The organism is Klebsiella variicola (genome assembly GCF_000828055.2).
Taxonomy (GTDB): domain Bacteria; phylum Pseudomonadota; class Gammaproteobacteria; order Enterobacterales; family Enterobacteriaceae; genus Klebsiella; species Klebsiella variicola.
Map to the genome: position 1 here is coordinate 3,452,632 of NZ_CP010523.2, position 18,887 is coordinate 3,471,518.

Sequence of the window (18,887 nt, forward strand, 5' to 3'; positions counted from 1 at the left end):
GGCCATGATTGAACAAGACTCAGATTACGCCCTGCTCACTGAAATTGCGGTGGCTTATTACGATCAGGAACAAACGCAGGAAGAGATCGCCAAACGATTCGGCATTTCGCGTATCAAAGTCGGGCGCCTGCTGAAAAAAGCGCGCCAGGAAGGGATTGTTGAGATCAGCGTCAAATACCATCCGGTCTTCAGCTCCCAGATTGAGCAGCAGTTTATTTCGCACTTTGGCATTAAGCGCGCGCTGATTGCCCTGGATCACCATGATGAAGATGAACAGCGCCAGCAGGTGGCGGCCCTGGTCAGTAACTACCTGGCTGGGGTGTTAAAAAACGATATGACCGTCACCGTTGGTCAGGGGCGCAATGTGGCCGCGGTGGCGAATCACGTCGGTGTGTTTCCTGAGCGCCACTGCCGCTTTATCTGCGGCATCGGCGGAACCAAGCGCGACAATCAGCTGATCGACGCCGACCACATCAGCCGGAATCTGGCGCGCAAATTTAACGGCTTCAGCGAAACGCTTTACGCCCCGGCCTATGTGGAAACCCCGGAGCTGCGCGCCGCCTTTATGCAAAACCGCCTGATTAAGGCCACGCTCGAACAGGCCAGCAAAGCTGACGTGGCGATCATTGGCCTCGGCGATATGAATGAAAACAGCTTTATGGTCCAGCTCGGCTGGTTTACGCCGCAGGAAATTGCCACCGCGCGTCAGGAACAGGGGGTGGTGGGCGATCTGGCGGGGTACAGCTTTTTCAATATTCAGGGCAAACCCGTCGATACGGTGATGAATGACCGGGTCATTGGCTTAAGTCTCGAACAGCTGCGGGCCATTCCCTGCGTCATCGCTATCGCCTCCGAAAGTACGAAAGCGACGGCGATCCTGGGGGCATTACGCACCGGGGTTATAGATGTGCTGGCTACCAGCGCCTCGAACGCCCGTTCGGTCATTAATATGCAAAAGGCGCTATAAATAAGCCACGGCGCAGGCGGCGGATCAGCGTCGTCCACCGTCGCGCTGGCCTTTGCCCTTCCCTTTTTCGGCTCGCTGTATCAAAAAATCATCAATGATGCCGACAACCCAGTTGAGAGGTTTCCACAGTACCAGCAGCAGCAGCATGGGGCCGTATATCCGCACACCCCCTGTCGCGATCTGACCGATGCACAGCAGGGCTAAGATATCCAGCAGCAGGCACAATGCGCTGCCAGTGCCGACGAACAGACACAGCAGGAAGAGGATCGGCCGGCTATCGGCGTGTAGCGGTAAAGCGCGCTGGCTCCAGACGCCAACGATAATGGCCGCGATCAACATGATCGCTTCGATAACCAGCGGATTATGCATGGTCTGACTCCTGTCATGACGTTTCATCCTTGTCAGCAGCGCTGCCGGAAGCAGTGGCCAGGGCCCTGGCTACCGGCAGGCGGCTTCAGCTTATAGCGGGTTTTCCTGCAGCAGCTTATCGATAAAGGCAGGCACCACTTCGCTTGCCAGCCCGTAGTGCTTCTCGGCAAACTCGCTGCCCACCTGGCTGGGTTCCAGGTTCAGTTCAACGGTATGGGCGCCGTGCAGCCGCGCCTCGTGCACAAAGCCAGCCGCCGGATAGACATGGCCGGAGGTACCGATGGCGATAAAAATATCCGCGTCGGCCAGCGCGCTGTAGATCTCGTCCATCCCCAGCGGCATCTCGCCAAACCAGACCACGTGCGGACGCAGCGCCGCCGGAAACTGACAGCAGTGGCATTTGTCCTCGGCGGTGACGTCGCCGGTCCACTCCAGCACCTGGCCGCTCCACGAACAGCGCACCTTTAGCAGCTCGCCGTGCATATGGATCACCCGGCGGTTGCCGGCGCGCTCGTGCAGATTATCAATATTCTGGGTGACCAGCAGGAAATGGTCGCCCAGTAGATCTTCCAGACGCGCCAGCGCCAGATGCGCCGCGTTCGGCGCGATCTCCGGGCTCTGCAGCTGGCGACGACGGGCGTTGTAGAACGCCTGCACCAGCGCCGGATCGCGGGCGAAGCCTTCCGGCGTCGCCACATCTTCCACCCGATGCTCTTCCCACAGGCCATCCGCCGCGCGGAAGGTTTTGATCCCCGACTCTGCCGAGATGCCCGCGCCGGTTAACACCACCACTCTCGGTTTTGCCATCGCTTCAGGTTTCATCCTGTCCTCCCTAAAGAAAATCCGCTGACGCAGACGGTCACGCAACCGACGTTTATTGCGACGAAAACGGCTCAATCGATGTAAACGGCGCGACTGCATAGCTACCTCTGTGATTAATGGGTCAGGTGAAGGAAGGCCGCACCGCGCATTCCCCCGGCATCGCCGTGGCGTGCGCGCTCAATGCGCGGAACCCTGGCGACCGGCAGAAGATGGCGCGGCAATCGTTGCGCCAGCCCTTCGCTAATGGCCGTAAAGTTAGATAATCCACCGCCGAGCACCAGTAAATCCGGGTCGACAATGGTCAGTATATTCCCCAGACACACCGCCAGCAGATCGAGATAGCGCTCAACGTGCGCCTGGGCGCGCGGATCGTGCTGCTGCCACTGCGCCACTATCTCCGGCGAGGAGAGCGGTTGCTGGTAAAAATGTTCGTACAGCCAGGCGAAACCACGGCCGGAGAGATAATTTTCAATGCAGCCCAGCTGGCCGCAGCCGCAGCGCAGCAGCGGAAAATCGCGCCCGACCACCTCCAGGGCATCCACCGGCAGGCGAATATGGCCGAACTCGCCGGTGATATAGCTATGTCCGGTAATCGATTTACCGTTCAACACCAGGCCGCCGCCCACGCCGGTGCCGAGGATCAGCCCCATCACCAGCGGGTATTGCGTAAACTCATCGTCCCACGCTTCAGACAGCGCGAAACAGTTGGCGTCATTATCGAGGCGCACATCGCGCCCCAGCCGCGCGCTGAGGTCGGTGCGCAGCGGCCGGCCGCTGGCGGCTGGCACGTTAGCGGCATACAGCGTGCCGTCTGCCGTTTCCGGCATCCCCGGAATACCGATCCCGACCGACCCCTGCTGGTCGAAGCGCTCATCGGCCTCGCGGACCAGCGCCTCCACCGCCTGGAGAAAATCCTCATAACTGCTTTTCGGCGTGGCGACGCGTTTTTCCCACTGCAGTCGCCGCTCCTGATTAAATACGCCCAGCGCTATCTTGCTGCCGCCAATGTCAAATCCATAATACATTTCAGCAATTCCTCTTGTGTCGTCAGCAAAGCCGACGATGACGATAAATTACTGGCCACTCAGCACCCTCGCCGGGTCGATGCGGCTGGCGCGGCGGGCGGGATACCAGCTGGCCAGCAAACTCAGCAACAGTGCTGTCACCAGCACATAAAAGACGTCCAGCCAGTGCAGTTCTGACGGCAGGAAGTCAATAAAATAGATGTCGCCGGAGAGGAATTTATGCCCGATCAGGTATTCGATGCCGTTGATGATTGACGTCAGGTTCAACGCGCAGATCACGCCGATCACTACCCCGAACAGGCTGCCTACCGATCCGGCTAATAAACCATACCACACGAAAATCGCGCGAATTAAGCCGTCTTTTGCGCCAAGCGTGCGCAGCACCGCAATATCGCCGCTTTTGTCTTTGACCGCCATCACCAGCGTCGAGACGATGTTAAAGCAGGCCACGCCGATCACCAGCACCATCGCCAGATACATAATGGCGCGGATCATCTGGATATCGCGATACATATAGCCATAGGTGCCGATCCAGCTCTTGATGTAGACGTAGCTGTTGGTCACCTCGCCGGCGTCGCGCACCAGTTTGTTCGCGTGGAAAACGTCGGTGACCTTGATGGCGATGCCGGTCACGCTGCCGCCCATCTCCAGGTACTGCTGCGCATCCTGCATCGGGATCATGGCAAAACTATGATCGAGCTGGCCGCTCAGCTGTAAAATTCCGGTCACATGCAGCCTGACGCGTTTTGGCTGCAGCAGTTGATGGTCGGCGTCGGCGTTAGGGATCATGATCGACACCCAGTCCCCCTGCTTCACGTGCAGCGCATCGGCGACCCCTTTCCCCAGAATCACCTGCTGTTCGCCGGCCTTGAATCCGGCCCACGCGTTATTCTGCACAAAGGTGGGCAGCGCGCTGAGCCGGGTTTCCTGCTGCGGGTCGACCCCTTTCACCTGGATGGCGCGCATATTGCTGCCGCTCTCCACCAGGCCGGTGAAGTTAATATAGGGCGCTGCCGCGACAATCCCCTTCACCTTCTGCACCTTCGCCAGCGCCTCCTGCCAGTTATTCCACGGCTGGTTCACGGGTTCGATTTCGCCGTGCGGCACCACCGCCAGCACGCGGTTGTTCAGCTCGCGTTCAAAACCGTTCATCGCGCTGAGGCCGACGATCAGCACCGCCACCCCCAGCGCAATGCCGATGGTGGAGATCACCGAGATCAGCGACACCATGCCGCCGCGCCGCCGTCCACGGCTGAAACGTAATGCAATCAGTAACGATAACGGAGACGCCATTACTCGGCCCCCATCAGGGTCAGGTCGGCGGTCAGACGGCCATCACGCATCTCGAGCTGGCGGCTCATGCGTTTCGCCAGCTGCAGGTCGTGGGTCACCACCAGAAACGCGGTGCGCTGCGCGACGTTCAGTTCGCCCAGCAGCTGAAAGATGCTGTCGGCGTTGCGAGCATCAAGGTTACCGGTCGGTTCATCCGCCAGCACCAGCCTCGGTTTATTCACCAGCGCGCGGGCAATCGCCACCCGCTGGCGTTCACCGCCGGAGAGCTCCGACGGACGGTGATGGCTGCGGTGTTCAAGCCCGACTGCCTGCAGCATCGCTTTCGCCTGGCGTTCAATATCCGCTGGCTTCTTTTTGCCAATCAGCAGCGGCATCGCCACGTTTTCCAGCGCGCTAAAGTCCGGCAGCAGATGGTGGAACTGATAGATAAAGCCCAGCTCGCGGTTACGCAGGTCGGCGCGCGCGGCGGTGGAGAGTTTACTCATCGGCTGGCCGGAGAAAATCACGTCGCCAGAGGTGGGCGTATCCAGGCCGCCGAGCAGATGCAGCAACGTACTTTTACCAGAGCCGGAGGTGCCGACAATGGCCATCATCTCGCCTTCACCAATGCTGAAGCTGACATTGTGCAGGACATCGGTTTGCACATTGCCTTCCTGATAGCGTTTGCACAGGTTGTCGCATTGCAGCAGGATCTTATTCATAACGTAAAGCCTCAGCGGGTTGGGTGGCGGCAGCGCGCCAGGAAGGGTACAACGTAGACAACAAGGCCAGCACCATCGCCACCAGGGCGATAACAATAACCTGCAGCGGCTCAATCGCCACCGGCAGCGCCGCGCCGTCAAGGAAGGCGCCGATGACTGGCATTAAATTATTCAACTGGCTGGCGAGCAGCGCGCCAAGCACGGCTCCCAACAGCGCGCCGACGATCCCGGCGCTGGCGCCCTGCACCATAAAGACGGCCATGATCTGCCGCGGCGTCAGCCCTTGAGTTTGCAGGATAGCCACTTCGCCCTGCTTCTCCATCACCATCATCCCCAGCGAGGTAATAATGTTGAAGGCCGCGACGGCGACGATCAGGCTCAGCAGCAGGCCCATCATGTTTTTCTCCATGCGCACCGCCTGGAACAGTTCGCCCTTGCGCTCGCGCCAGTCCTGCCACTGGGTACCCGGCGGCAGCGTCTGCTGACTCAGGGTATCCACTTGCAGCGGTTTATCCAGCCACAGGCGCCAGCCGGTGATATTCCCCAGCGGATAACGCATTAAACGAGAGGCGTCGTCGATGTTGGTCAGCATCTGATAACCATCGACTTCGCTGTTGGCGGCGAAGGTGCCGATAACCGTGAACAGACGCTGGCTCGGCACGCGGCCCATTGGCGTAAACTGACTGGCGGAAGGAACCATCACACGAATTTGATCGCCACGATTAACCCCCAGTTGGCCCGCCAGCTGTTCGCCGAGAATAACGTTATATTTGCCCGCCTGCAGATCGCTCTGTTTGACGTTCACCAGGTACGGAGTCAGGGGATCGTTCTGCGCCGGATCAATGCCCAGCATGACCCCGACCGCCACGCTGCGCGCACTCTGCAGGACGACGTCACCGGTGGTGATCGGCGCCACGCGGGTCACCCCCTGGAGTTTCGCCTCGCGCTCCGGCAGTTGCTGAGGGTTCACCGAGCCCTGTTTGGCGCTAAGAATGGCCTGCGGCATCAGCCCCAGGATATTGTTTTGCAGCTCGCGTTCAAAGCCGTTCATCACCGACAGGACCGTCACCAGCGCCATTACGCCAAGCGTAATGCCGATGGTTGAGAGCCAGGAGACGAATCGACCGAAGCGGTCGGCTGCGCGCCCGCGCATATAGCGCAGGCCGATAAAGAGTGCGGCAGGTTGGTACATGTCATCCATCTGGTTGCTGATAGCCGATGCCCGAGTATATAAGCGAATACGAGCAGCGTAAATGACTGATACCTGACGACTTTATTAGCAATAATCCTAAAAACCAAGCAAATACAATCGGATAGATAAGACCTTGCTGATATATCTTTACGCTTATCCGCAACCCGGATGTTTGTTGAACCAACACCTGATGGCAATTCGGGTTGGCGAATCCAGACCAATCGCGGATAATCTCACTATTGAATATCAGCGAGTTGCCCTCCATATCGGCAGAGCGAATCCCCAAGAGACCATGAAACCGTCTATGCCTGAACAATATCGATACTCATTGCCGGCCAAAGCCGGTGATCTGCGCCAGCTTGGCGAGTTGACCGGCGCGGCCTGCGCTACCCTGGTGGCAGAGATGGCTGAACGCCACAAAGGCCCGGTGGTGCTGGTGGCACCTGACATGCAAAACGCGCTGCGTCTGAACGACGAGATCAGGCAGTTCACCGACAGCATGGTGATGGGGCTGGCTGACTGGGAAACGCTCCCCTACGACAGCTTCTCGCCGCACCAGGATATCATCTCCTCCCGTCTTGCCACCCTTTACCAGTTACCCACCATGCAGCGCGGCGTACTGATCGTCCCGGTCAGCACCCTGATGCAGCGCGTCTGTCCGCACAGCTTCCTTCACGGGCACGCGCTGGTGATGAAAAAGGGCCAGCGCCTGTCGCGCGATGCGCTGCGCGATCAGCTGGAGGGTGCCGGCTACCGCCATGTCGATCAGGTGATGGAGCACGGCGAATATGCCACCCGCGGCGCGCTGCTCGACCTGTTCCCGATGGGCAGCGATCAGCCCTACCGCCTCGATTTCTTTGACGATGAAATCGACAGCCTGCGCCTGTTCGACGTCGACAGCCAGCGCACGCTGGAGGAAGTGGCGGCCATTAACCTGCTGCCGGCGCACGAGTTTCCCACCGACCAGACCGCCATCGAGCTGTTCCGCAGCCAGTGGCGCGACCGTTTTGAGGTGAAGCGCGATGCCGAGCATATCTATCAGCAGGTCAGTAAAGGGACACTGCCTGCCGGTATCGAATACTGGCAGCCGCTGTTCTTCAGCGAGCCGCTGCCGCCGTTATTTAGCTATTTCCCGGCCAGCACCCTGATCGTCAACACCGGCGATCTCGAGGCCAGCGCGGAACGTTTCCAGAATGAAGCCCGCGCCCGCTTCGAAAACCGCGGCGTCGATCCGATGCGCCCGCTCCTGTCGCCGGAACTGCTGTGGCTGCGCAGCGATGAGCTGTTCGGCGAACTGAAAAAATGGCCGCGCGTACAGCTGAAAACCGAGCGCCTGGCGGACAAAGCGGCGAATACCAATCTGGGCTACCAGACGCTGCCGGACCTCGCGGTGCAGGCGCAAAACAAAGCGCCGCTGGATAATCTGCGCCGCTTCCTCGAGTCCTTTACCGGCCCGGTGATCTTCTCCGTGGAAAGCGAGGGTCGCCGTGAAGCGCTGAGCGAAATGCTGGCGCGGATTAAAATTGCGCCAAAACACGTGCTGCGTCTGGAAGAAGCCACCGGCAATGGCCGCTATCTGATGATTGGCGCCGCCGAACACGGGTTTATTGACAGTCAGCGCGGCCTGGCGCTGATTTGCGAAAGCGACCTGCTCGGCGAGCGTGTGGCGCGCCGCCGGCAGGATTCACGCCGCACCATCAACCCTGACATCCTCATTCGCAACCTTGCCGAACTGCATATCGGCCAGCCGGTTGTCCATCTGGAGCACGGCGTGGGCCGCTATGCGGGAATGACCACCCTGGAAGCCGGCGGCATCACCGGCGAATACCTGATGCTGACTTACGCCAACGATGCCAGGCTATACGTTCCGGTATCCTCCCTGCATCTTATCAGCCGTTACGCCGGCGGGGCGGAAGAGAACGCGCCCCTGCACAAGCTGGGCGGCGATGCCTGGACCCGGGCGCGACAAAAAGCGGCTGAGAAAGTACGCGACGTGGCGGCAGAGCTGCTGGATATCTACGCCCAGCGCGCAGCGAAGGCGGGCTTTGCCTTTAAACACGACCGCGAACAGTATCAGCTGTTCTGCGACGGCTTCCCGTTTGAAACCACGCCGGATCAGGCGCAGGCGATTAACGCCGTCCTCAGCGATATGTGCCAGCCGCTGGCCATGGACCGCCTGGTGTGCGGCGATGTGGGCTTCGGTAAGACCGAAGTGGCTATGCGCGCCGCCTTCCTCGCCGTGGAGAACCACAAGCAGGTGGCGGTGCTGGTGCCGACCACCCTGCTGGCTCAGCAACACTATGACAACTTCCGCGATCGTTTCGCCAACTGGCCGGTACGCATCGAAATGCTCTCCCGCTTCCGCAGCGCTAAAGAGCAGGCGCAGATCCTCGAGCAGGCCGCGGAAGGCAAAATCGATATCTTAATCGGCACCCATAAGCTGTTGCAGAGCGAGGTGAAGCTGCGCGATCTGGGGCTGCTGATCGTCGACGAAGAGCACCGCTTTGGCGTTCGTCACAAAGAACGCATCAAAGCAATGCGCGCCGATGTCGATATCCTGACCCTCACCGCCACGCCGATCCCGCGGACGCTGAACATGGCGATGAGCGGGATGCGGGACCTGTCGATCATCGCCACGCCGCCGGCGCGCCGTCTGGCGGTGAAGACCTTCGTTCGCGAATACGACGCCCTGGTGGTGCGCGAGGCGATCCTGCGCGAAACGCTGCGCGGAGGCCAGGTCTACTATCTGTTTAATGACGTCGAAAACATCCAGAAAGCCGCCGACAAGCTGGCGGAGCTGGTGCCGGAGGCGCGGATAGCCATCGGCCACGGCCAGATGCGGGAGCGCGAACTGGAGCGGGTGATGAATGACTTCCATCACCAGCGCTTCAATGTGCTGGTGTGCACCACCATCATCGAAACCGGGATCGACATTCCCACCGCCAACACCATCATCATCGAACGCGCCGACCATTTTGGCCTCGCCCAGCTGCACCAGCTGCGCGGCCGCGTTGGCCGTTCGCATCATCAGGCCTATGCCTGGCTGCTGACGCCGCATCCGAAAGCGATGACCACCGATGCGCAAAAGCGCCTTGAAGCCATTGCGTCGCTGGAAGATCTCGGCGCCGGCTTTGCGCTGGCGACCCACGATCTGGAGATTCGCGGGGCCGGGGAACTGCTCGGCGAAGATCAGAGCGGTCAGATGGAAACCATCGGTTTCTCTCTGTATATGGAGCTGCTGGAGAACGCAGTCGATGCGCTGAAAGCCGGACGCGAACCCTCGCTGGAAGATCTCACCAGCCAGCAGACGGAGGTCGAACTGCGCATGCCTTCCCTGCTGCCTGACGATTTCATCCCTGACGTCAATACGCGACTGTCATTCTATAAGCGCATTGCCAGCGCCAAAAACGAACTCGATCTGGAGGAGATCAAAGTCGAGCTGATCGATCGTTTTGGCCGCCTGCCCGATGCCGCCCGCAACCTGCTGGATATTGCCCGTCTGCGTCAGCAGGCGCAGAAACTGGGGATCCGCAAACTGGAAAGCAACGAAAAAGGCGGCGTGATTGAATTTAACGAGAAAAACAACGTCAATCCGGTGTGGTTGATCGGCCTGCTGCAGAAGCAGCCCCAGCACTTCCGGCTGGACGGGCCGACGCGCCTGAAATTCATGCAGGATCTGGAAGAGCGTAAAACGCGGATGGACTGGGTTCGCCAGTTTATGCGTCAGTTGGAAGAGAACGCCGTCGCCTGACTGGCAGGAGATACGGCCCCCTGGCCGTATCTCCCTTCTTACATACCTGGCAATCTTTACAAACATTTTGCAATCCGCCTGGATTTCCCCACACAGACTCACGCCATAATCTCATCTGCTTTTCATATAAAAATAACCACTTATATATTTTGGAGTTATGGTAATGAGAAACCGTTTCCCCGTTACGCTCTGGCTGGCGCTGGTCGCGCTGGTCGCCGCGCTGGCTCTGCCCGCGCGCGCCAACACCTGGCCCCTTCCCCCGCCGGGCAGCCGGCTGGTAGGTCAGAATACGTTCCACGTGGTGCAGGATAACGGCGGTTCGCTGGAGGCGATTGCCAAAAAGTACAATGTCGGCTTTCTGGCCCTGCTGCAGGCCAATCCCGGGGTTGACCCCTATGTTCCCCGCGCCGGCAGCGTGCTGACCATCCCCCTGCAGACGCTGCTGCCCGATGCGCCGCGCGAAGGGCTGGTGATTAACCTTGCCGAACTGCGCCTCTACTATTACCCGCCGGGTAAGAATGAAGTGACCGTCTACCCGATCGGCATCGGCCAGCTGGGCGGAACCACCATCACGCCGACGATGGTCACGACCGTGTCTGACAAGCGGGCCAATCCGACCTGGACGCCCACCGCTAACATTCGCGCCCGCTATAAGGCAATGGGGATTGAGCTGCCGGCGGTGGTGCCAGCCGGTCCTGACAACCCGATGGGCCATCACGCCATCCGCCTCGCCGCCTATGGCGGAGTCTATCTCCTGCACGGCACCAATGCCGATTTCGGCATCGGCATGCGCGTCAGCTCCGGCTGTATTCGTCTGCGCGACAACGATATCAAGGCGCTGTACAACGCCATTTCGCCAGGCACTAAGGTGAATATCATTAACACGCCGATCAAGGTATCGGTAGAGCCGGATGGCCGCCGTCTGGTTGAAGTCCATCAGCCGCTGTCTGAGCATATCGATGACGACCCGCAGACCTTGCCCATTACGCTTAACGCGACCATGACGGAGTTCAAACAGGCGCCGCAAACCGACGGGACGGTGATGGAGCGCGCGATGAATTACCGCTCGGGCATGCCCATTGACGTCACGCGTCATGCTGCCCCTGGACCGCAGTCGTTGTAGTCTTACGCTGCACAAAACAAAAAACCCGCCTGATGGCGGGTTTTTTGTTGGCAAGGGTCAAACAGGGGTACAACAGGGTCTTACTCATCGCTGTCCGGTGAAGGGGGCCGGGCAACGACGCATCGGGCTTACTTGTAGATAACAGCGGTGCCGTGAAGGGTATTCGGACCGGTTACCGAAGTAATACGGAATGAGGTGGCGCCCATCTCTTCTGCTTTCTGCGCCAGCTGATCTTCCAGCGAGCCCAGGTTGGTCCCGGCAGAAGCAGAGATGGTGCCTACTTTATGCTGACCCGCTGGGGTGGACTGCACCTCTACAGCGGCAAAGCTGGCGAAAGAGAGTGAGCTAAGAACGGCGGCAATAGCCAGAGTATTAACGGTTTTCATGATTATTATACCTGTGCAGATGAATTTTTTAGTAGGGTCGTAAGTATTAACTTAACGATCGATAGGTAAATAGTAATGTGATCTACATCACACGTCAACGCATTTTTATAACGATCGTTTAACTATTTATAAAATGCTTAAATTTCATACGCATATGATTTATTTATTTTTAAACCAACAGCGCTGGCCCCGGCGATCGTTTATTTTTATAATGGCCTTTCACCAAACCAACATAGGTACAACGGCACCATGACAACTGACGTTCAAAGTTGCGCCAAAAAAAGCCGTGGCCGACCGAAGGTGTTCGACAGGGATGCGGCGCTGGACAAAGCCATGACACTCTTCTGGCAGCACGGCTATGAGGCGACCTCGCTCGCCGATCTGGTCGAGGCGACAGGAGCAAAAGCCCCCACCCTGTATGCGGAATTTGTGAATAAAGAAGGCCTGTTCCGCGCAGTGTTGGATCGTTACATTTCGCGCTTTGCCGCGAAGCACGAAGCCGTGCTGTTGGCCGAAGGTAAATCCGTCGATCAGGCGTTGCGCGACTACTTCACGGCGGTCGCCACCTGCTTTACCAGCAAAGAGACGCCGGCCGGCTGCTTTATTATCAATACCTCCGCCGCGCTGGCCGCCTCCTCGACGGATATCGCCAATACCATCAAATCCCGCCATGCGATGCAGGAGCAGGCGCTCACTCAGTTTCTGCAGCAGCGGCAAGCGCAGGGCGAACTCCCCGCGGGCCGCGACGTCGCGCCGCTGGCGCAGTTTCTCAACTGTGTCCTGCAGGGGATGTCGATTAGCGCGCGGGAAGGCGCGGATTTCGACAAGCTGATGCAAATCACCGACACCACTCTCCGTCTCTGGCCGCAGATCCTCGAGTCCTGATGTGCCCTGCCTCCGGCGGTATTCTGCCGCCGGATCCACTCTCCTGTTGGCTTTATCCCCACAAAATAGATTGATTTTTATTACCTTTTCTCGTGCAAGATAAACGCAAATGATATTGATTGCGATATTCATTATGTGCAAAATCCTTTTTTGAGTTTTTCCAGATGTTTCGCATTGTAACTAATGCCGACCCGGCGTCGGCCTATAACAACGACAAAGCAACTTGCTCATAAAAGGAATGGATATGAAAAAGCGCCTCTGGGTGCTCCACCCCCTGCTGCTGGTCAGCTCGCTGCCTGCGCTGGCGGCTCAGTCTGATGAAGACAGCATCATCGTTAGTGCAAACCGCACCCATCGCACCGTGGCCGAAATGGCCCAAACCACCTGGGTCATTGAGGGCCAGGAGATTGAGCAGCAGGTCCAGGGCGGGAAAGAGTTCAAAGACGTGCTGGCGCAGCTGATCCCGGGCATCGATGTCAGCAGCCAGGGGCGCACCAATTACGGGATGAACATGCGCGGGCGCGCCATCGTCGTGCTGATCGACGGCGTCCGGCTCAATTCCTCACGCACCGACAGTCGCCAGCTCGACGCCATCGACCCCTTTAACATCGAACATATCGAAGTGATCTCCGGGGCGACCTCGCTGTACGGCGGAGGCAGTACCGGCGGGCTTATCAACATCGTCACCAAGAAAGGGCAGCAGGATCGCCAGGTCGATCTCGAGGTGGGCAGCAAGAGCGGGTTTGCGAACAGTAACGATCACGATGAGCGCATCGCGGCGGCCGTCAGCGGCGGGACAGACCATGCATCCGGGCGCTTATCGGTAGCCTATCAGCGTTTCGGCGGCTGGTACGATGGCAATAACGATGCGCTGATCCTCGATAACACCCAAACGGGGCTCCAGCACTCTGACCGCCTCGACGTGATGGGGACGGGGACGATTGAGATCGATGACAATCGCCAGTTGCAGCTTGTCACCCAGTATTATAAAAGCCAGGGCGATGATGACTACGGCCTGTGGCTCGGGAAGAACATGTCCGCGGTCACCAGCGGCGGCAAAGCGTACACCACCGACGGGCTCAATTCCGACCGTATCCCCGGCACTGAGCGCCACCTGATCAGCCTCCAGTACTCCGATGCTGACTTCTTCGGCCAGAATCTGGTGAGCCAGGTGTACTATCGCGATGAGTCCCTCACCTTCTATCCGTTCCCGACGCTTACGAAAGGCCAGATCAGTAGCTTCTCCTCGTCGCAGCAGGATACCGATCAGTATGGCGCAAAGCTGACCCTCAACAGCCAGCCGCTGGCGGGATGGGATCTTACCTGGGGTCTCGACGCCGATCATGAGACCTTCAATGCCAACCAGATGTTCTTCGATCTGCAGCAATCGCTGGCGTCCGGCGGGCTGCATAACGAATCGATCTACACCACCGGCCGCTATCCGGGATACAGCATCTCCAACGTCGCGCCGTTCCTGCAGTCCAGCTACGATCTGAACGAGATCTTTACCGTCAGCGGTGGGGTACGCTACCAGTGGACCGAAAACCGGGTTGACGACTTTGTCGGCTACGCCCAGCAACAGGATATCGCCAACGGCAAAGCGCGCTCCGCCGACGCCATCAAAGGCGGCAAAACCGATTACGATAACTTCCTGTTTAACGCCGGGATCGTGGCGCATCTGACCGAGCGTCAGCAGACCTGGTTTAACTTCTCGCAGGGCGTCGAGCTGCCGGACCCCGGTAAATACTACGGCATCGGTAAATACGGCGCGGCGGTCAATGGCCATCTGCCGCTGATCTCCAGCGTCAATGTCGATGACTCGCCGCTGCAGGGGATCAAAGTTAATTCGTATGAGCTGGGCTGGCGCTACACCGGCGATAACCTGCGCACCCAACTGGCGGCGTATTACTCGACCTCGGATAAGACCATCGTCGTCAACCGCACCGACATGACCATCGACGTTCAGTCCGACAAACGGCGTATTTACGGCGTTGAGGGAGCGGTCGATTACTTTATTCCGGACAGCGACTGGAGCGTCGGCGGTAACTTCAACGTGCTGAAATCACAGGTGCAGACCGACGGCCGCTGGCAAAAATGGGATGTCACCCTCGCCTCACCGTCCAAAGCCACCGCCTGGGTGGGTTGGGCGCCGGATCCGTGGAGCCTGCGCGTGCAGAGCCAGCAGGTGTTTGACCTCAGCGACGCCGCCGGTAACAAGCTGGAAGGCTATAACACCGTTGATTTTATTGGCAGTTACGCGCTGCCGGTGGGGAAACTGACCTTCAGTATCGAAAACCTGCTTAACGAAGACTATGTCACCATCTGGGGCCAGCGGGCGCCGCTGCTCTACAGCCCGACCTACGGCAGTTCATCGCTGTACGAATACAAAGGCCGTGGCCGTACCTTCGGTCTGAATTACGCGTTAACCTTCTGATAAAAAAAGCCCCTCAGCCTGAGCGATTGAGGGGCTAATCACTACACAAATCTGTTTTTAGATTTTGTTGTTCAGGACCAGCTGGCCGTTGTTGTCCAGCGGGATCTGGCTGCCAGGATTGTGATCCATACGGATTTTCCCCTGCTGATCGCCTATTTTATAGGTCACATCGTAGCCCAGCATTTTATCGGATTTGTCATACACCGTTTTACAACGCTGCTGGGTGGTAGTGTAGGTATCGTTGTCCTGCATCGCCCCCTGCAGCTGGTTGCCGGCATAGCCGCCGCCCAGCGCACCCACCACCGTCGCTACACTACGTCCGCGACCGCCGCCAAACTGGTGGCCAATCACCCCACCGGCCACCGCGCCGAGTACCGAACCGGCGATACGGTTTTCATCCTGGACCGGACGACGATGGGTCACCGTGACATTGCGGCATTCCTGACGCGGCGTTTTCACGGTTTCTTTAATCGGTGTACTGGAGACCACTTGCGCATACTGCGGGCCGCGATCTAACACGTTGAGACCAGCGACAGCTGCAACGCCCAGCGCGGCAGCCACGCCTATCCCTATACCCGCCAACATAGATTTATTCACGGGAGATCCTCCTTTGTTGCTGTTGATACAATTTTGCAACCGGAGCCGGGAGGGCGCAAATCAGATAGCGGATGAAAAGTGCGAGAATTCGCAGCAAATCAAGGGGATTCAGAGGATTCCGAGCGGGATCGCCGCGGTTTCAGCAGAAGAGCCCGGAGCGCCGTCAGGGCGGCTCCGGGTAAAGACAGCGTATTAGTGCAGCTTAAGACGCGGGCGAATGATGCGGTTGATGCGCCCGACCAGCATCATCAGGCCGGTTTTGAAATAGCCGTGCAGGGCGATCTGGTGCATACGGTACAGGGAGATGTACACGAAGCGCGCAATACGCCCTTCCACCATCATCGAGCCGCGCATCAGGTTACCCATCAGGCTGCCGACGGTGGAGTAATTGGACAGCGACACCAGCGAGCCATGGTCTTTATAGGTATACGCCTTCAGCGGTTTGCCTTTCATCTGCGCCAGGATGTTGTTCAGCGCGCAGGTAGCCATCTGGTGCGCCGCCTGGGCCCGCGGAGGGACAAAGCCGCCTTCCGGACGCGCACAGGAGGCGCAGTCGCCGATGGCGAAAATATCCGCATCGCGGGTGGTCTGCAGCGTCGGCTCGACCACCAGCTGATTGATACGGTTGGTTTCGAGGCCGCCGATCTCTTTCATGAAATCTGGCGCTTTGATCCCGGCCGCCCAGACCATCAGATCCGCTTCAATATATTCGCCATCTTTGGTGTGCAGACCGCCTGCATCCGCGCTGGTGACCATGGTCTGCGTCAGCACCCGTACGCCCAGCTTGGTCAGCTCATTATGCGCCGCCCCGGAAATGCGCGGCGGCAGTGCGGGCAGAATACGCTCGCCCGCCTCGACCAGCGTGACGTTCAGCGCTTCGTTAGTCAGCCCTTTGTAGCCGTAGCTGTGCAGTTGTTTCACCGCATTATGCAGTTCAGCGGAGAGTTCCACGCCGGTGGCGCCGCCGCCGACAATGGCGATGTTCACTTTACCGTTGGCACCCAGGTTGGCGGAGTATTTGAGGAACAGGTTGAGCATTTCCTGATGGAAACGACGCGCCTGATGCGGGTTGTCGAGGAAAATGCAGTTCTCTTTCACGCCAGGGGTGTTGAAGTCATTCGAGGTACTGCCCAACGCCATCACCAGCGTGTCGTACGGCAGTTTACGCTCAGCCACCAGCAGCTCGCCTTTTTCATTACGCAGCTCGCCGAGGGTGATGGTCTTCCCTTCGCGGTTGATATCCACCACCGAGCCCAGCTGGAACTGGAAACCGTGGTTGCGGGCATGGGCCAGATAGCTCAGCGCATCGACACCTTCATCCAGAGAACCGGTGGCCACTTCATGCAGCAGCGGCTTCCACAGATGGCTGTGGTTACGGTCCACCAGGGTGATTTTCGCTTTTTTATGGCGCCCTAACTTTTTCCCCAGCTGAGTTGCCAGTTCCAGTCCGCCAGCGCCGCCACCCACAATTACGATTTTTTTCAATGGCGTAGTCATGTGTACCCCTAAAATTATTAACCAATTGTTAAATAAAAGTTATGATAATAGCCTTTATTTAACAACAAGTTACGTCAATGAAACCATTCAGCACCGTCGAGAATACCATGAACGGTGCATTGGTCATACCAAAATTGATATGCATCAAGTTTTGTCGCGTATTTTTTCAGCGAAACCAATAAGTGTAGGCATAAAAAAACCCGCGCGGTGAACACGGCGCGGGTTTGGCGACAGGGGAAAAGGCTTAACCGAGGGTTTTAAACGCTTTCAGTCGCTGCAGGTGCGGCGAGATGTTTTTAAACTTATGGGTCTGCTCTTCATCCCAGATAATTTCATAATAGTGGTGCAGGAGATCGGCGGAACGCTGGCTGTCCAGCGCTTCGTCCTGCCGGGAGAGCACCACCAGGCAGCGATCGCGATTCTTCTCACGGAAGTTGGTCACACACTTGGTGGCGATGTCAGCATACTCTTCCGGGCGGTCGATTTTGCCTTCCATGTTTTCATGCGGAAACAGGTTTGGATTGAACACCGCCTGGCGGATATCGCACAGAAAACCAATCCGCTCCGCCCAGTAGCCGCCAAGACCGACGCCGCAGATCAGCGGCCGGTCATCGGCGGTAAGCTGCAGCATTTTATCGACCTCTTTCAGCAGATGCTGCATATCGTGCTTGGGGTGGCGCGTGCTATAGCTAATCAACCGCACGTCCGGGTCGATAAACTGCAGCTGCATCACCTTCTCATGGTTACCGGGGCTGTTCGAGTCAAAACCGTGTAAATAGATAATCATCGCATCCTCACCAGACAACAACGCCCCGCAGAGCGTTACGCGGACTTCGCCTCTTGCCAGCGCGCATGAAGCTGCTCCAGCTGGGCACTCACCGTTTTCCAACGGGCTGAATCCCTTAACTCCTGACGGGAAAAGGAACCTTTATGATACAATTTCGTAACACGCTCTGCTTTGATCGGCGACAGGTTATCCAGCACACTGACCGCGCCTTTACGATTATTGCAGACCAGTATCATATCGCAACCGGCGTCAAGCGACGCCTGACCGCGTTCGGCATAGCTGCCCATGATCGCCGCCCCTTCCATCGACAGATCGTCGGAGAAAATCACCCCGTCGAAGCCCAGCTCGCCGCGCAGCACCGTTTTTAACCAGTACGCTGAGCCGCTGGCCGGACGCGGGTCGAGCTCCGGGTAAATCACATGCGCGGGCATGATGGCATCCAGACGCTGTTCGGCGATGAGGCTTTTGAATACCGCCATATCGTGGTCGCGAATCACCGATGCCGGCCGCGGATCGAACGGGGTCTCTTTGTGCGAATCGGCAGTCACCGCCCCGTGCCCCGGGAAGTGTTTACCGGTGGTTTTCATACCCGCGGCGTGCATCCCGTCAATAAAGTGACGCGCCATCGTCAGCGCTTTCTGCGGATCTTCATGATAAGAACGTTCGCCGATCGCGGCGCTGATATGGCCGACGTCCAGCACAGGCGCAAAGCTGATATCAATATCCATGGCGATCATTTCGCTGGCCATCAGCCAGCCGGCCTCGGCGGCCAGTTTGCCCCCCTCTTCCATCCCCAGCAGCGCGGCGAAAGACTGGGCCGCCGGTAAACGGGTAAAGCCTTCGCGGAAACGCTGAACGCGTCCCCCTTCCTGATCGACCGCCACCACCAGATGGTTCCGGGAGGCATCGCGGATCTGGCGCACCAGCTCCCGCAGCTGCGCCGGATCGTGATAATTACGGGTAAAGAGGATCAACCCTCCCACCAGCGGATGCGCCAGAATCTCTCGCTCTTCCGCATCCAGTTCATACCCTTCGACATCCAACATGACTGGGCCCAC

The 18,887-nt window shown here is 58.4% G+C and carries 18 protein-coding genes and 1 pseudogene; 6 read left to right on the forward strand and 13 right to left on the reverse strand.

Annotated elements, in window-relative coordinates; all coding sequences use genetic code 11:
* Positions 1 to 4: 4 nt before the first annotated feature.
* A complete protein-coding gene (locus SP68_RS16260) occupies positions 5 to 967 on the forward strand; it encodes a sugar-binding transcriptional regulator (RefSeq protein ID WP_004140612.1) in 963 nt (320 codons plus the stop codon).
* 24 nt (positions 968 to 991) lie between these two features.
* On the opposite strand, the gene SP68_RS16265 is transcribed toward SP68_RS16260, so the two are convergent.
* The 7 genes and pseudogenes from SP68_RS16265 to SP68_RS28440 form a co-directional block, all read right to left on the reverse strand.
* Entirely contained in the window at positions 992 to 1,336 is a 345-nt protein-coding gene (locus SP68_RS16265; RefSeq protein WP_012968565.1) for a hypothetical protein, read from the reverse strand.
* A gap of 90 nt (positions 1,337 to 1,426) precedes the next feature.
* Positions 1,427 to 2,257, reverse strand: a complete 831-nt coding sequence (gene cobB / locus SP68_RS16270; protein WP_008806007.1) for a Sir2 family NAD+-dependent deacetylase — start codon at positions 2,255 to 2,257, stop codon at positions 1,427 to 1,429.
* A gap of 14 nt (positions 2,258 to 2,271) precedes the next feature.
* Positions 2,272 to 3,183, reverse strand: a complete 912-nt coding sequence (nagK, locus tag SP68_RS16275; RefSeq protein WP_008806006.1) for an N-acetylglucosamine kinase — start codon at positions 3,181 to 3,183, stop codon at positions 2,272 to 2,274.
* A gap of 48 nt (positions 3,184 to 3,231) precedes the next feature.
* Positions 3,232 to 4,476: a lipoprotein-releasing ABC transporter permease subunit LolE gene (lolE, locus tag SP68_RS16280; RefSeq protein WP_008806005.1), complete on the reverse strand. Its 1,245-nt coding sequence runs from the start codon at positions 4,474 to 4,476 to the stop codon at positions 3,232 to 3,234.
* Positions 4,476 to 5,177 carry a lipoprotein-releasing ABC transporter ATP-binding protein LolD gene (lolD, locus tag SP68_RS16285; protein ID WP_002900798.1) on the reverse strand — a complete coding sequence of 234 codons (702 nt, stop codon included), beginning with the start codon at positions 5,175 to 5,177 and terminating at the stop codon, positions 4,476 to 4,478. Before lolD ends, lolE begins: the two co-directional genes overlap by 1 nt.
* Positions 5,170 to 6,369: a lipoprotein-releasing ABC transporter permease subunit LolC gene (gene lolC, locus SP68_RS16290; RefSeq protein WP_046622379.1), complete on the reverse strand. Its 1,200-nt coding sequence runs from the start codon at positions 6,367 to 6,369 to the stop codon at positions 5,170 to 5,172. The genes lolD and lolC overlap by 8 nt, the downstream gene beginning before the upstream one ends.
* Positions 6,370 to 6,511: 142 nt before the next feature.
* Positions 6,512 to 6,634: pseudogene (locus SP68_RS28440) on the reverse strand (hypothetical protein); the annotation flags it as partial.
* Between the two features lie 39 nt (positions 6,635 to 6,673).
* On the opposite strand from SP68_RS28440, the gene mfd reads away from it, so the two are divergent.
* Together mfd and ldtC are read left to right on the forward strand one after the other, a co-directional pair.
* Positions 6,674 to 10,120 (forward strand): transcription-repair coupling factor, encoded by a 3,447-nt coding sequence (gene mfd, locus SP68_RS16295; protein WP_040975714.1) that lies wholly within the window; start codon positions 6,674 to 6,676, stop codon positions 10,118 to 10,120.
* A gap of 163 nt (positions 10,121 to 10,283) precedes the next feature.
* Complete coding sequence (gene ldtC, locus SP68_RS16300; RefSeq protein WP_012542231.1) at positions 10,284 to 11,243, forward strand: L,D-transpeptidase LdtC; 960 nt, start codon at positions 10,284 to 10,286, stop codon at positions 11,241 to 11,243.
* A 128-nt stretch (positions 11,244 to 11,371) separates the two neighbouring features.
* Here ldtC and bhsA read toward each other — a convergent pair whose 3' ends face one another.
* On the reverse strand, positions 11,372 to 11,629 hold the full coding sequence (gene bhsA, locus SP68_RS16305; protein WP_022065354.1) for a multiple stress resistance protein BhsA: 258 nt from the start codon (positions 11,627 to 11,629) through the stop codon (positions 11,372 to 11,374).
* Between the two features lie 133 nt (positions 11,630 to 11,762).
* Between bhsA and SP68_RS28445 the strand changes: the two genes are divergently transcribed.
* The gene (locus tag SP68_RS28445) at positions 11,763 to 11,882 is read left to right on the forward strand and encodes a hypothetical protein (protein WP_046622381.1); all 120 of its coding nucleotides are present in this window, start codon (positions 11,763 to 11,765) and stop codon (positions 11,880 to 11,882) included.
* The gene (locus SP68_RS16310) at positions 11,879 to 12,514 is read left to right on the forward strand and encodes a TetR/AcrR family transcriptional regulator (RefSeq protein WP_008806001.1); all 636 of its coding nucleotides are present in this window, start codon (positions 11,879 to 11,881) and stop codon (positions 12,512 to 12,514) included. Before SP68_RS28445 ends, SP68_RS16310 begins: the two co-directional genes overlap by 4 nt.
* Before the next feature lie 52 nt (positions 12,515 to 12,566).
* On the opposite strand, the gene SP68_RS28450 is transcribed toward SP68_RS16310, so the two are convergent.
* Positions 12,567 to 12,689, reverse strand: coding sequence for a hypothetical protein (locus SP68_RS28450; protein WP_012542233.1), 123 nt, complete (start codon positions 12,687 to 12,689; stop codon positions 12,567 to 12,569).
* A gap of 69 nt (positions 12,690 to 12,758) precedes the next feature.
* Between SP68_RS28450 and SP68_RS16315 the strand changes: the two genes are divergently transcribed.
* Entirely contained in the window at positions 12,759 to 14,948 is a 2,190-nt protein-coding gene (locus SP68_RS16315; protein WP_040975712.1) for a TonB-dependent siderophore receptor, read from the forward strand.
* Between the two features lie 57 nt (positions 14,949 to 15,005).
* On the opposite strand, the gene SP68_RS16320 is transcribed toward SP68_RS16315, so the two are convergent.
* From SP68_RS16320 to nagZ, 4 genes are all read right to left on the reverse strand, one after another.
* Positions 15,006 to 15,545, reverse strand: a complete 540-nt coding sequence (locus SP68_RS16320; RefSeq protein ID WP_008805999.1) for a glycine zipper 2TM domain-containing protein — start codon at positions 15,543 to 15,545, stop codon at positions 15,006 to 15,008.
* A 192-nt stretch (positions 15,546 to 15,737) separates the two neighbouring features.
* Complete coding sequence (locus SP68_RS16325; protein WP_008805997.1) at positions 15,738 to 17,042, reverse strand: NAD(P)/FAD-dependent oxidoreductase; 1,305 nt, start codon at positions 17,040 to 17,042, stop codon at positions 15,738 to 15,740.
* A 244-nt stretch (positions 17,043 to 17,286) separates the two neighbouring features.
* Positions 17,287 to 17,829, reverse strand: a complete 543-nt coding sequence (ycfP, locus tag SP68_RS16330) for an alpha/beta hydrolase YcfP (RefSeq protein ID WP_002900775.1) — start codon at positions 17,827 to 17,829, stop codon at positions 17,287 to 17,289.
* Between the two features lie 35 nt (positions 17,830 to 17,864).
* Entirely contained in the window at positions 17,865 to 18,875 is a 1,011-nt protein-coding gene (gene nagZ / locus SP68_RS16335) for a beta-N-acetylhexosaminidase (protein WP_162494430.1), read from the reverse strand.
* Positions 18,876 to 18,887: the final 12 nt, after the last annotated feature.